General features: G+C 61.0%; 12 protein-coding genes. 9 read left to right on the plus strand and 3 right to left on the minus strand.

Annotation, left to right across the window (positions count from 1 at the left end):
* Position 1 precedes the first annotated feature (1 nt).
* The 3 genes from LCM4573_RS15175 (at position 2) to LCM4573_RS15185 (ending at position 3,360) form a co-directional block, all read left to right on the plus strand.
* Positions 2–937: a sugar kinase gene (locus tag LCM4573_RS15175; protein ID WP_071007230.1), complete on the plus strand. Its 936-nt coding sequence runs from the start codon at positions 2–4 to the stop codon at positions 935–937.
* A 15-nt stretch (positions 938–952) separates the two neighbouring features.
* Positions 953–2,236 (plus strand): D-tagatose-bisphosphate aldolase, class II, non-catalytic subunit, encoded by a 1,284-nt coding sequence (locus LCM4573_RS15180; RefSeq protein ID WP_071007231.1) that lies wholly within the window; start codon positions 953–955, stop codon positions 2,234–2,236.
* Between the two features lie 107 nt (positions 2,237–2,343).
* Positions 2,344–3,360 carry a LacI family DNA-binding transcriptional regulator gene (locus LCM4573_RS15185; RefSeq protein WP_071007232.1) on the plus strand — a complete coding sequence of 339 codons (1,017 nt, stop codon included), beginning with the start codon at positions 2,344–2,346 and terminating at the stop codon, positions 3,358–3,360.
* Positions 3,361–3,479: 119 nt separating this feature from the next.
* Here the strand turns inward: LCM4573_RS15185 and LCM4573_RS15190 are convergent, their stop codons facing one another.
* The 3 genes from LCM4573_RS15190 to LCM4573_RS15200 are packed head-to-tail and all read right to left on the minus strand — an operon-like array spanning position 3,480 to position 5,623.
* Complete coding sequence (locus LCM4573_RS15190; protein WP_071007233.1) at positions 3,480–4,355, minus strand: amidohydrolase family protein; 876 nt, start codon at positions 4,353–4,355, stop codon at positions 3,480–3,482.
* Positions 4,352–4,819 (minus strand): MarR family winged helix-turn-helix transcriptional regulator, encoded by a 468-nt coding sequence (locus tag LCM4573_RS15195; RefSeq protein ID WP_071007234.1) that lies wholly within the window; start codon positions 4,817–4,819, stop codon positions 4,352–4,354. Before LCM4573_RS15195 ends, LCM4573_RS15190 begins: the two co-directional genes overlap by 4 nt.
* A gap of 9 nt (positions 4,820–4,828) precedes the next feature.
* A complete protein-coding gene (locus LCM4573_RS15200) occupies positions 4,829–5,623 on the minus strand; it encodes a crotonase/enoyl-CoA hydratase family protein (protein ID WP_071007235.1) in 795 nt (264 codons plus the stop codon).
* 146 nt (positions 5,624–5,769) lie between these two features.
* Here LCM4573_RS15200 and LCM4573_RS15205 point away from each other — a divergent pair, with 146 nt between their 5' ends.
* The 6 genes from LCM4573_RS15205 to LCM4573_RS15230 all read left to right on the plus strand — a co-directional run bounded on the left by LCM4573_RS15205 (position 5,770) and on the right by LCM4573_RS15230 (position 13,200).
* On the plus strand, positions 5,770–7,626 hold the full coding sequence (locus LCM4573_RS15205) for a feruloyl-CoA synthase (RefSeq protein WP_071007236.1): 1,857 nt from the start codon (positions 5,770–5,772) through the stop codon (positions 7,624–7,626).
* Positions 7,623–8,384, plus strand: a complete 762-nt coding sequence (locus LCM4573_RS15210) for an SDR family NAD(P)-dependent oxidoreductase (RefSeq protein ID WP_071007237.1) — start codon at positions 7,623–7,625, stop codon at positions 8,382–8,384. Before LCM4573_RS15205 ends, LCM4573_RS15210 begins: the two co-directional genes overlap by 4 nt.
* A 62-nt stretch (positions 8,385–8,446) precedes the next feature.
* The gene (locus LCM4573_RS15215) at positions 8,447–9,589 is read left to right on the plus strand and encodes an ABC transporter substrate-binding protein (protein WP_071007238.1); all 1,143 of its coding nucleotides are present in this window, start codon (positions 8,447–8,449) and stop codon (positions 9,587–9,589) included.
* Positions 9,590–9,670: 81 nt separating this feature from the next.
* The gene (locus LCM4573_RS15220; RefSeq protein ID WP_071007239.1) at positions 9,671–10,705 is read left to right on the plus strand and encodes a branched-chain amino acid ABC transporter permease; all 1,035 of its coding nucleotides are present in this window, start codon (positions 9,671–9,673) and stop codon (positions 10,703–10,705) included.
* Positions 10,706–10,708: 3 nt separating this feature from the next.
* Positions 10,709–12,487: an ABC transporter permease subunit gene (locus LCM4573_RS15225; protein ID WP_071007240.1), complete on the plus strand. Its 1,779-nt coding sequence runs from the start codon at positions 10,709–10,711 to the stop codon at positions 12,485–12,487.
* Positions 12,484–13,200 (plus strand): ABC transporter ATP-binding protein, encoded by a 717-nt coding sequence (locus LCM4573_RS15230; protein ID WP_071007241.1) that lies wholly within the window; start codon positions 12,484–12,486, stop codon positions 13,198–13,200. Before LCM4573_RS15225 ends, LCM4573_RS15230 begins: the two co-directional genes overlap by 4 nt.
* Positions 13,201–13,289 lie beyond the last annotated feature (89 nt).

Raw genomic sequence — 13,289 nt, forward strand, 5'->3', positions numbered from 1 at the left:
AATGAGCAAGAAGATACTGACCATCGGCGAAATCCTCGTCGAGATCATCGCCACCGAGCGCGGCAACGGCTTCCGTTCCCCCGTACCCCTGATCGGTCCCTTCCCTTCCGGCGCCCCGGCCATCTTCATCGACCAGGTCGGCAAGCTCGGGCATCCTTGCGCGATCATCTCGGCGGTCGGAAATGACGATTTCGGGCACGTCAACGTCGACCGATTGAAGGCCGACGGCGTGGACATTTCCGGCATCGCCGTCGATCCGGACGGCACGACCGGCAGCGCCTTCGTCCGCTACCGGGATGATGGTAGCCGCGCCTTCGTCTTCAACATCCGCCACAGCGCCTGTGGCAGGATAGAAGTCACCGATGCTGCAGCACGGCTGATCGATGAAGCCGGCCACCTGCACGTGATGGGCACTGCCCTTTATGCACCGAGTGTCATCGAGACCGTGCTCTCGGCGCTCCGCTCCATCAAGAAGAAGGGAGGGACGGTTTCCTTCGATCCCAATCTCCGCCCCGAGATCCTCAACAGCCCCGGCATGCGTGAGGCACTGCAGACGGTGATCGCCGAAACGGACGTCTTCCTGCCGAGCGGTGAGGAACTCTTTCTCTTCACCGAGGCGAAGACCGAGGATGCCGCGATCAAGGAGCTCCTCGGCAGGGGCATCAAGGCGATCGTGCTGAAGCAGGGTGCTGCGGGTGCGACCTATCACGATGTGGAAACGACCCTGCGGCTTGCGAGCATTCCAGTCGAAGAGGTGGACCCCACCGGGGCGGGCGACTGCTTCGGTGCCACCTTCGTCACCTTCTGGCTCGAGGGTGCGGGGCCGGAAGAGGCGCTTCGCCATGCGAACGCCGCCGGCGCGCTCGCCGTCACCAAAACCGGACCGATGGAGGGCGCATCCACGCGCGCCGAACTCAAGGCATTCCTTCAAGCTTAAGAGAACCAAACCATTATGCAGCAGAACCATCTCCTCGACATCGCGACCTGGCGCAACCGCTCCGCCGGTTTCAGGGGCATACCGTCCATATGCTCGGCGCATCCCTTCGTCATCGAGGCCGCAATGGTGCGTGCGGCAAAGTCAGGTTCACCGCTTCTCATCGAGGCGACCTGCAATCAGGTGAACCAGGACGGCGGCTATACCGGAATGACGCCAGCGGATTTCCATCGTTTCGTAAGCGAGACCGCGGCAAGGGCCGGGTTCGCCATGGACAAGGTGATCCTCGGCGGAGATCATCTGGGTCCCAACCCCTGGAAGTCTCTGCCTGCTGCCGAGGCCATGGACAAGGCGGAGGTCATGATCCGCGCCTATGCAAAGGCGGGCTTCACCAAACTGCACCTAGATACCAGCATGGGCTGCGCGGGCGAGCCGGTGGCGCTTCCCGATGAGATCACCGCCGAACGCGCTGCCCGGCTTGCCGCCGCGGCCGAAGACGAGATCAGGAATACGAATGCCACGAGGCCAGTCTACATCGTCGGAACCGAGGTGCCGATCCCCGGCGGCGCGATGGAGGAACTGGACATCCTGGAAGTGACCAAGCCCGAGGCCGCCATCAAGACAGTCGAGGTTCATGCCGAAGCCTTCGAAAAAGCCGGGGCAGGATCGGCCTTCGATCGCGTCGTCGGCGCCGTCGTCCAGCCCGGGGTCGAGTTCGGCAATCACAATGTCATCGCCTATGATCCTGAAAAGTCGAAGTCGCTCAGTGCCAGCCTGGAAAGCCTGCCGAACCTTGTCTTCGAAGCCCATTCCACCGATTACCAGACCCGAGCGGCCCTGAAGGCGCTCGTGGCCGACGGCTTCGCCATCCTCAAGGTCGGACCGGGCCTGACCTTCGCCCTCCGCGAGGCGCTCTACGGCCTCGACCAGATCGCCGCCTTCCTGATGCCGGAAAGCCGCCGAGCCACGCTGTTGGCGGTCACAGAAGCGGTCATGGTCGAGAACCCCGGCAACTGGAACAAATACTATCATGGAAGTCCCGCCGAACAGCACTTGCAGCGGCATTACTCCTATAGCGACCGTATCCGCTATTATTGGCCGGAGGCTCGGATCTCCGAAGCCGTCTCGGCCTTGCTGTCGGTCCTTGGCGAAATTCCCATCCCGGAAACGATGATCAGCCAGCATCTCGGCGCCCTTTATCCCGGCGTTCGCGCCGGAAACATCGTGCCGACGGCCAAGGGACTCATCCTCGGCGCGATCGACCTCGTCCTCGAGGATTATTTCGAGGCGTGCCGAGCCTGATCGACCCGATCCGCCGGCTCGCGTTGCGTCTTGACAGGTGCGGGCTTTCCAACGGAATTGAGGTTCAAGTTTTGGGGGAACGCGATTTGGAAAAGCCAATCAGGACGATGGAAGACTTCGCCGAATTCGTCGGTCTGTCTCGACCGACAATCTCGAAGTATTTCAACGACCCGAAATCGGTCCGTGGCAAGACGCGCGACCTGATCGAAGCCGCCGTCAAGCAATCCGGCTTTCGACCCAATATCTTCGCCGTCAATCTCAACCGCCGGCGCACCAACATCCTCGGCATCATCATTCCGAATTCCACCGACCCTTTCTACATGGCGCTCACGCGCCGCATAGAATTGATCGCCAATGAGGCCGGCTTCCTGGCCTTCGTTTTGTCTTCGGATGGCAAGCCCGAGATGGAGGACCGCGCCATCGAGACGTTCAAATCCATGAACGTCGCCGGCGCGATCATCGCTCCGCTCGGCATCGATTCCCACAAGGAGCGACTGGCCGCGCTCGGAGAAAGCATCCCGCTCGTCTATGTGGACTCGCCGCTGGACGAAACCTCCTATTTCGTCGGCACGGATAACAGGCAGAGCTTCCGTTTGATTGTCGATTACCTGTGTCGTTCAGGCGAGCGGCCCTGTTATTTCGGGATGCCGGCGGTCAACATGAACGCCCGTACGCGCGAGCAGGCCTATCTGGACTCCATGTCGCTGCTCAAGCTGGAACCGGTCGTCATCGGCGTCGAGGAGCAGAGGTCGTGGGATTTCGAACGATTCGGCTTTGAACAGACGCAACGGGTCCTGAAAAACGGCGGTTTCCCGACCCGAACCGTGCTTTGCGCCAATGATCGTGTCGCCTTCGGCGTCATCTCGGCCGCTTATCAGGCCGGCCTCAAGGTGGGACACGGAAACGACTGCGACCTTCGTGTCGCCGGCCACGACGACCATCCCCTTGCCCGCTATGCCTGTCCGCCGATCACCACCGTGGGTCAGAACTACAACGAAATCGGACGGCTGGCCATCGAGCTGCTGCTCCATAAGCTCGGCGAGATCGACGATCTTCCCCAGAAGGAGCCCGTCACGGGACGGATTCTCCTCAAGGCGGAACTTCAGCTCAGGCAGTCGGCCTGAAAGAAAACGCATCGCGCGGAATGGTGTGGCTATGTGCTTGCACCCACCGCCAGCGGGTTATGGGCACAAGGCCGACTGTCATCGGTCTTGCCAGGGAACACCTTTGCTGCGACGCTTGTCTAAAGCTTCAGCAGCGCGCGCGCATTCTCTTTGAGAATCAGCGGGCGGACCTCGTCGCGGATATCGATCTTCTCGAAATCCGCGAGCCAACGATCCGGGGTGATGGCCGGCCAGTCCGAGCCAAACAGCATCTTCGTCCTCAGAATCGTGTTGGCATACTGGACAAGGATCGGCGGAAAGTATTTCGGCGACCAGCCGGACATATCGATATAGACATTGGGCTTGTGAGTGGCGACGGAGAGCGCCTCCTCCTGCCACGGGAAGGACGGATGAGCCAGGATGATGGGCATGTCGGGAAAATCGACCGCCACATCATCTAGGTGGAGGGGATTGGAAAACTTGAGCCGCATGCCCATGCCGCCCCGCAGCCCTGCGCCCACCCCCGTCTGCCCGGTATGGAAGAGCGAGATCGCGCCTTCCTCCGCAATGGCTTCATAAAGCGGATAGGCCATTCGGTCATTCGGATAAAATCCCTGCATGGTGGGGTGGAATTTGAAGCCCTTGACGCCGAACTCTCTCATTAGGCGCCGAGCCTCGCGCGCACCTACCCTGCCCTTGGCGGGATCGATCGAGGCGAAAGGGATCATGATGTCGCTGTTTTCGGCTGCGATCCTCGCCACCTCCTCGTTCTCGTAGCGACGAAACCCGGTTTCCCGTTCGGCATCCACGGGGAAGATGACGCAGCCGATCTTGCGTTCGCGGTAATAGAATGCCGTCTCCTCGACCGTCGGCAGCATGCCTTTGTGGCCCGCTGGATTCTTGAAATATTTCGCCATGCCGGCCTGGAATTCGTCATAGCCGTCATCGCGTGGCCCGCAGCAGGGCTCCTCGGCATGGGTATGGATGTCGATCGCCACCAGTTCGTCGAGTTTCATAGGCCGCTCGCCTTCATGCCGATGAATTTCTTCAAGAGCGCGATGAGCCGCTCGCGCTCACCTGCCGAAAGATTTGCACCAAGCGATTGCTCATAGGCGAAGAACCACTGCGAGGCCGTTTCGACCGCCACCCGTCCCTTCGTCGTCAAGGACAGTTCCACGGCACGGCGATCCTCGTCAGGAATCCGCCGGGACACCAGCCCCTGCTCCTCCAGCGCGCGGATGAGCTTGGTCATGTGCGCGCGCTTGATCAACAGCCGCTGGCCAAGCAGACTCTGCCGAATGCCTGGATTGCAGGAGATGACCCAGAGGACGGAAAACTCCCCAGGCTTGATGCGATGATCCCCGACCTGATCGAAAAACTGTTCGTAGACTTTGAGCTGTGCCATGCGAAGCAGGAAACCCGGAGCATCCTCCAGCCCGCCGAGAGCCACTTCGTCCTTGGTGCGGACAATCATATCCATGGATAGTCCTCAAACTGAGCCCGGCGCCCTGACCCGCGCCACGCGCTTTTCAAGGAAAGCCCGCAAACGCTCCTCCGCCTCCGGGCTGGTCGCCGTGAAGGCGGCGATGAAGGATTCGACGAACAGGCCATCCTCCTTGGCCATGTCCTGGATGCGCGGCAGCGCATTGATGACCGCGTAGTTAGAAATCTCGGCATTGCTTGCCGCCGCTTCCGCAAGGCTATGTGCCTTTTTCCGCGCCTCACCTGGTTCCACGATATATTGCGCGAGGTTCCATCGCTCCGCCTCATCGGCGGACACAACCCTCCCCGTCAACATCATGTCTGTCATGCGGGCGACGCCGGTCAGGCGCGCCACGCGAACCGACCCGCCGCCACCGATGAAAATGCCGCGCTGGCCTTCCGGAAGTGCAAAGAAAGCAGATCGATCGGCAACCCGGATATGAACCGACGCGGCAAGTTCCAGCCCGCCGCCGATGACCGCGCCGTGCAATGCCGATATCCAAGGAATGGCGCCATGTTCAATAGCGGAAAAAACCGCATGCCAGCGGCGGGAGCCGCGTACGCCCTCCATTGGCGACTTTTTCACATGCTCGGCAAGGTCGAGCCCGGCACAGAAGTGATCGCCATGACCGAAGATCACGGCGGCCTTCGCCTCGCGTTCCGCCCGCGCGGCGGCTTCAGCGATCATTTCCACGAAACGGTCGTTGATCGCATTGCGCTTTCCCGGGCGGTTGAGGCCGATATGCGCGATGTCGCCCCTCAATTCATAGGTGACGAAGCTTTCCGCGCCGTCTGCCGTCATGCCCGATGATCTCCCGTTGCGCCAGGCGCTGTTCTTCGCCTGTAACTTGATTGTTTACAGGGAGATTGTTTCCTTGTAAACAAATTTCGGGAGGAGCTGTCGCGGCTCAAAGTTCGGATTCTCGCGATTGACGTCTGGGAGGAGTCATGACGGGGAAGGCTGTACGAGACGTCGAATTGTGGGCGCCGGTTCTCGAATGGGAGACCCGCCGGGACGGCACCGTACTCGTATGGCGCAAGGATTTGCTCAGACCTTATCCTGCCAAGCTCAACGAGCGTCTTGTCCATTGGGCCTCCGTGGCTCCCGATCGACCCTGGATGGCGGAGCGCGTTGAGGGGGGAGAATGGCGCAAAGTCACCTATGGCGAGGCCCTGGATCGGATACGACGGATCGGACAATCCCTTCTCGACTTCGGCCTTTCGCTTGAAAGCCCTCTGGCCATCCTTTCCGACAATTCCATCGAACACGCATTGATGGCACTCGCTGCCCAGCATGTCGGTATTCCTTCGGCAGCGCTTTCGCCCGCCTACTGCACGCTCTCCACAAGCTTCGAAAAGCTCAAGGATGTCGCCCGGCAAATTACCCCCGGCCTCGTCTTCGCCGATGATGGACTGGCTTTCGCCGAAGCGGTTGATGCGGCCTTCGGCCCTGACATTCCGTTCGTGTCGGTACGCAATCCCGTTCCTCACCGTCGCAACACCGTGCGGTTCGAGAGCCTCCTCGAGGCGGGTGCAGGTCCGTCTGTCGATGCGGCTTTCGACGCCGTTGGTCCCGATACGATCGCAAAATTCCTCTTCACCTCCGGTACAACCGGGTCGCCGAAGGCAGTGATCCAGACCCAGCGGATGCTTTGCTCCAATCAAGAGATGGTCGCCGACTGCTATTCGTACCTGCGCAAAGAACCGCCGGTGATCGTCGATTGGGCACCCTGGAACCATACCGCGAGCGGCAATAAGGTTTTCAATCTCGTCATCTACAACGGCGGTACATTCTATATCGACAAGGGCAAGCCAACACCGGCAATGATCGGTGAAACCCTCGCCAATCTCAAGGAGGTCTCGCCGACCTGGTATTTCAACGTGCCAGCCGGCTACGAGATGCTCGTGCGGGCGATGCGGGGCGATGAAGCGCTCCGCCGCAGCTTCTTCCGTGACCTGAAGATGCTGATGTATGCCGGTGCCGGCATGGCACAGCATACCTGGGACGCGCTGAGTGCACTCGCCGAGTCGACACTCGGCCATCGCGTGCCGCTTGGGACGGGCCTCGGTTCGACGGAAACCTCCCCCTTTGCGATCTTCTGCACCGATCCGCAACAGAGCCCTGGCAATGTGGGGGTCCCAGCCCAGGGTGTCACGATGAAGCTCGTGCCTATTGACGACAAGTATGAGCTGCGGCTGAAAGGCCCCAATGTAACGCCCGGCTACTGGCGCAATCCAAAGCTGACCGCCGAGGCATTCGACGAGGAGGGCTTCTATCGGATCGGCGATGCCGTGAAGTTCGCAACGCCGGGCGATCCGCGCAAAGGGTTCTATTTTGACGGCCGGACGGCAGAGAACTTTAAGCTGAACACCGGCACATGGGTCGCCGTCGGAGTTGTGCGGGCGCAGCTCGTCAACCAATTCGGCGGGCTAATCCGCGATGTGGTCATCACGGGCGAGAACCGAGCGGAACTGGGCGCCCTGGCAGTCCCCTTCATGCCGGCCCTGCGCGAACTCGTTCCGCCGGACGCCGATCTGAACGACGATGCGGTGCTTGCCCATCCAAGCGTACGAGCAGAGCTTGCAGCAAGACTTGCAGACCATCAACAAAAGGCGAGCGGTTCGGCGACCCGCGTGATGCGCTTGCTGCTGATGACGGAGCCGCCCCGCTTCGAAAAAGGCGAGATCACCGACAAGGGCTCTCTGAACCAGCGTCAAGTGCTCGCCCATCGAAGCGGATTGGTCGAGGCGCTCTATTCGGATACGCCCGAGGTCATTCACGCCAGCAAGGAGCTCGCAGCATGAGGATCGAAGGATCAAGTGCATTGGTGACCGGCGGTGGGTCCGGCCTTGGTGAGGCGACCGCACGCATGCTCGCAAAGTGCGGGGCAATCGTGCATGTCTTCGACCGTAATGGCGAGGCGGCCGAAAAAGTAGCGCGTGCCATCGGCGGCGTGGCGCTTGCCGGAGACGTCACCAGTGAGGCGGATGCTGAAGAAGCGCTCGATCGGGCGGCTTCCGCCGGCGACGGACTGCGCATACTCGTCAACTGCGCAGGCGTGGCAACCGCAGGTCGCGTGCTCGGTCGTGGAGGACCGCTGCCGCTTGCCGATTTCGAAAAGGTGATCCGGATCAATCTCATCGGCACGTTCAACATGATGCGGCTTGCCGTTGCCCGCATGTCCGATGCGCCAGAACGGGAGGACAAGGCACGCGGCGCAATCGTCAATACCGCATCGATCGCCGCCTTCGAAGGTCAGGTCGGTCAGGCGGCTTACGCAGCTTCGAAGGGCGGCATCGTTTCACTGGCCCTGCCTGTCGCCCGGGAGACTGCGCGCTTCGGGATTCGGGTGAACACCGTAGCACCCGGCATTTTCATGACGCCACTGCTCCACACATTGCCGCAGGAAACGCAGGAGAGCCTTGCCGCCTCCGTTCCCTATCCCGCACGGCTCGGTGATCCCGCCGAATTCGCAGATGCGGTGCGCTTCCTCGTCGAGAATCAGTACGCGAATGGCGAGGTCATCCGGCTCGATGGCGCCATTCGCATGCAGCCACGGTGAACGACACATGAAATTGGATCGGTAATGGGAGGTTGGCCTTTGAGGCCTAAGGGAGGAAGAACATGACGAACCACATCGTTAACTGGACGGCGGCAACGCTTGCCTTCACGCTTTTTACGAACCCGGCGTCGGCCGATATGACCATCGGGGTCACGGTGTCGTCAACCGGCCCGGGTGCGGCGCTCGGCATTCCTCTGAAGAATTCGGTCGAGCTCTGGCCCGCGGAGATAGCGGGCGAGAAGTTGAAGGTGATTGTGCTTGACGACGCCGGAGACCCCTCGACCGCCACCACCAATGCCCGGCGGTTCGTCAGCGACGACAAGGTGGATGTGATTGTTGGATCGGCGCTTACACCTGCATCCATCGCAGTCGCGGGTGTCGCGRCAGAGACCAGCACCCCGCATTTTTCGGCCTCACCCGTTCCACCGAACATTTCCAAGGGAAAATGGACCTTCATACTGCCGCAGGATGCAAGCCTTGTCGCCAGGACGCTTTTCGCGAAAATGAAGGCTGATGGAGCGAAGACTTTCGGCTATATYGGCTTTTCCGACTCCTATGGCGATCTCTGGGTCAACCAGTACAAGGCGATCGGCGCTGAATACGGTCTCGAAATGGTCGCCGACGAGCGCTACGCGCGCCCCGATACTTCCGTCTCCGGACAGGTACTCAAGATCGTGGCCGCGCAGCCCGACGCCGTTCTTATCGGCGCTTCCGGAACGGGCGCCGCGCTGCCGCAACTCGGGCTTCGCGAGCGGGGCTTCACGGGCACCATCTACCAGACCCACGGCGCGGTGACCTTCGATTTCCTCAGGATCGCCGGCGCATCCGCCGACAACACCGTATTCGCTTCCGGACCAGTTATGGTCGCCGAGGCGCAGGCCGATACCGCCGAGACCAAGAAGGACGGCATGGACTATGTGACGGCATACGAAGCCAAGTTTGGGGCGGGCACCCGCACGCAGTTCGGGGCTCACATTCATGACGCCATGGCGATCCTGAAGAGGGCAGTGCCGGTGGCACTGGAAAAAGCCAAACCCGGCACATCGGAATTCCGCGATGCGCTTCGCGAGGCGATCGAAACCGGCGGCCCCTTCCCCGCCAGCCAGGGTGTCTTCGAGTACACGGCGGAAGACCATCTCGGCCTTGACGAGCGCGCCGTGGTGCTGCTGACGGCAAAAGACGGGAAGTTCGAGCTAATCGAGTAGGGCCACCAAAGCAAAGCGCCTGCGAACCGGATCTTCTAGACCGGGAACTGATTGAAGCTCCAGCCAGCCGGGGGACTACCATTGGACGCAACGATCGCGACCTTCCTAATCCAGGACGGCCTTACCAGTGGTGCAATCTATGCGCTTCTCGGGCTCGCACTGGTCCTCGTCTTTTCGGTGACCCGCGTCATCTTCATTCCCCAGGGCGAATTCGTGGCCTATGGGGCCTTAACCCTGGCGGTCCTCGACGGCGGACGCATGCCGGCAACGGCCTCGCTTCTCGTCTGTTTCGGCCTATTCAGCTTTCTTGTCGATCTCTGGGCGATGCGGCGCGAAATGACCGGTGCAAGGGCGCTGCGTAGCGCCATGATCGATCTCGTCCTGCCGGCGGCAATCTATATCGCGGCACTGTTGCTCATCCCTCTCGGGCTACCCTCCCTCGCCAAGGCCTTGTTGACCATCGTCATCATCGCCCCGATGGGACTTTACGTCTATCGCGTGGCCTATCGGCCGCTTGCGGATGCTTCCGTACTGGTATTGCTGATCGCCTCTGTCGGCGTTCATCTTGCCATGATGGGGCTCGGCCTAGCGTTCTTCGGTGCCGAGGGACTTCGCGCCCGTCCGCTCTCCACCGGCAATTATGCGCTTGGCCCCCTACTCGTGACGGCCCAGAGCCTATGGATCTACGCTGCCACAATAGCCATCATCGTCGGGCTCTATCTCTTCTTCGAGAAGACATTGCCGGGCAAGGCTCTTCGGGCAACGGCCGTCAACCGGTTAGGCGCTCGGCTTATCGGGGTGCCGACACAGTTCACCGGCGTGACGGCTTTCGTCCTGGCAGCGACCATCGGCGCGGTTTCGGGCGTACTGATCGGGCCGATCACCACGATCTACTACGACACCGGTTTTCTGATCGGACTGAAAGGGTTCGTCGCCGCGATCATAGGCGGCCTTTCAAGCTTCCCCATAACCGCAATCGCAGCGATCGGTGTCGGAATCATCGAATCCTTCACTTCCTTTTTTTTCAGCAGCTACAAGGAGATCATCGTGTTTGGGCTCATCATCCCCGTATTGATCTGGCTGTCGCTCGGCGTAGGCCAGCACGAGGAAGAGTAAGCGATGACGGATAATCTGAGAAAGGCGTTTCCCGGTTTACTTGCAATCCTCTTCCTCGCAGTGGTGCCTCTGCTGTCGGTGCCACCCTTCTGGATCACACTCCTCAACAATATCGGGCTTGCTTCGCTGGTGGCAATCGGGCTGGTACTGCTGACGGGTGTGGGTGGTCTGACATCGTTCGGGCAGGCTGCCTTTTGCGGCTTCGGAGCCTATACAACAGCAGTGCTGACCACGGCCTACGGATTTTCGCCATGGATAACCCTGCCGCTGTCGCTCCTCATCGGCGCCCTTCTCGCCCTGCCGCTCGGCCTAATCACGGTTCGACTCTCCGGCCACTTCCTGCCCCTCGGCACGATCGCCTGGGGGCTCGCCCTTTATTATCTCTTCGGCCAGATCGAACTGATCGGCCGTTTTGACGGGATATCAGGAATTCCTCCGCTTGAATTCGCCGGCTACCGCTTCCTCAGCGGCAAGTCGATCTATTACGTTATCTGGTTCTTCGTCATCGCGACTGCGCTCGGCGCTCGCAACCTGCTCGATTCACGCATCGGCCGCGGCATCCGAGCGCTACGTGGCGGTGGGCAGGCAGCAGAAGCTTTTGGCGTCGACATTGTGCGCGCTAAGCTCACCGTCTTCGTCCTGGCGGGCATCGTTGCTGCGCTCTCCGGCTGGCTTTACGCCCATATGCAGCGCTCGGTGAATCCGACCCCTTTCGGCCTCAACATGGGCATCGAGTACCTGTTGATGGCAGTTGTGGGCGGGGCAGGACAGATTTGGGGCGCGATCTTCGGTGCGGGCATCGTCCTGCTTCTCAAGGAAATTCTCCAGCGCTATCTGCCTGAACTGATCGGCTCAGCAGCGAATTTCGAGATGATTGTCTTCGGTGTTCTACTCGTCGCCATCCTGCAAATTTCTCGGGACGGACTTTGGCCACTTGTCCGGAAACTCTCACCAGAGCGGCCTGACCGGCAGATTGCCGCCCCCGCCGGATCGCTGCCGCGCCGCGCCATGCCCGCCGACGGCACCTCGCTGCTGAGGATTGACCAGGCCCGCAAGGAATTCGGGGGGCTCGTCGCCGTCAGCAACGTCAGTTTTGAGGTCAAGTCAGGCCAGATTGTCGGGCTGATCGGGCCGAACGGCGCTGGCAAGAGCACGACCTTCAACCTGATCACCGGAATGCTGCCGCTGACGAGCGGCAGCATCTTTTACGCCGGTGAAAAGCTTTCCGGCATGAGCCCTCGCCGCATCGCAAGGCACGGCATCGCCCGTACGTTCCAACATGCGAAGATTCTGCCCACCATGTCGGTTCTGGAGAACGTGGCGCTCGGCGCCCATCTGCGAGGCAACGCTGGCGTCTTCAGGAGCTTCCTCCACCTCGAAAGGCAGGAGGAGGCAACCCTTCTCCGCGAAGCGGCACATCAACTCGAGCGCGTCGGGCTCGCAGCCCATCTGCATCGCCCGGCGGGCGATTTGGCGCTCGGCCAGATCCGCATCCTCGAGATTGCCCGTGCGCTCTGCCTTGATCCAACCGTCCTCCTGCTCGATGAGCCGGCCGCAGGCCTTCGCCATGCTGAAAAGCAAGAGCTTTGCCTCCTTCTGAAGAAGTTGAAGCAGGAAGGCGTCAGCGTGCTTCTCGTGGAGCACGACATGGGCTTTGTAATGGGCTTGGTAGACCATCTGGTTGTGCTCGACTTCGGTACTCTTATCGCGGAAGGCAGGCCCGCGGAGGTGAGGCAGAACCCGGCCGTTATCGCTGCCTATCTGGGTGGGGTGGCTGCATGAGCGCCGATCTTCTCGAATTGAGAAATATCCGTGTTGCTTATGGCAGAGCACAGGTTCTTCGTGGCATCTCGCTCACCATGGCCGCGGGCAGCATAGTGACCGTAATCGGTGCCAACGGCGCGGGCAAGACGACACTTCTCAACGCCATCATGGGCGTAATCCCGGTCAGCGGAACCATTCTCTACGACGGTATGCCCATGCCAGCCTCGATCGAGGCACGTGTGGCGGCCGGCCTCAGCCTCGTTCCCGAAAGACGCGAACTGTTTGCGACGATGTCGGTCGAGGACAATATCGAGCTCGGCGGCTTTCTACGCCCTGCAGCGGAACGCCTGGTCACTCGCCAGATGCTCTACGAACGCTTTCCCAGACTTGCCGAGAGGCGCAAGCAGCTCGCCGGCACGCTCTCAGGCGGTGAACGTCAGATGCTGGCCCTTGCCCGCGCCTTGATGAGCCGGCCGCGGCTGCTGCTACTCGACGAGCCGAGCCTGGGCCTTGCGCCGCGGATCGTTATCGATATTCTCGAAATCGTCTCCGAGCTTCGGAAAACAGGTGTCTCGATTCTATTGGTCGAGCAGAACGCACGCGCCGCTCTTGAGATCGCCGATCACGGCTATCTGGTCGAGCTGGGAGAAATTCGCCGCTCCGGGCCTGCTTCCCAGCTTTCGCATGACCCCGCGCTGATGGAGAGCTACCTCGGTCTGATGCCCCAATGATGCACAACGAAGACATGCTCTCCTGTTGATTCTCTTCAATCCGCAGCCCGTCCGACAGGCGCCAACACGCCTGCCGGAGCCTGCTTGGG

The sequence above is a fragment of the Rhizobium sp. LCM 4573 genome, assembly GCF_001854865.1.
Classification (GTDB): Bacteria; Pseudomonadota; Alphaproteobacteria; order Rhizobiales; family Rhizobiaceae; genus Neorhizobium.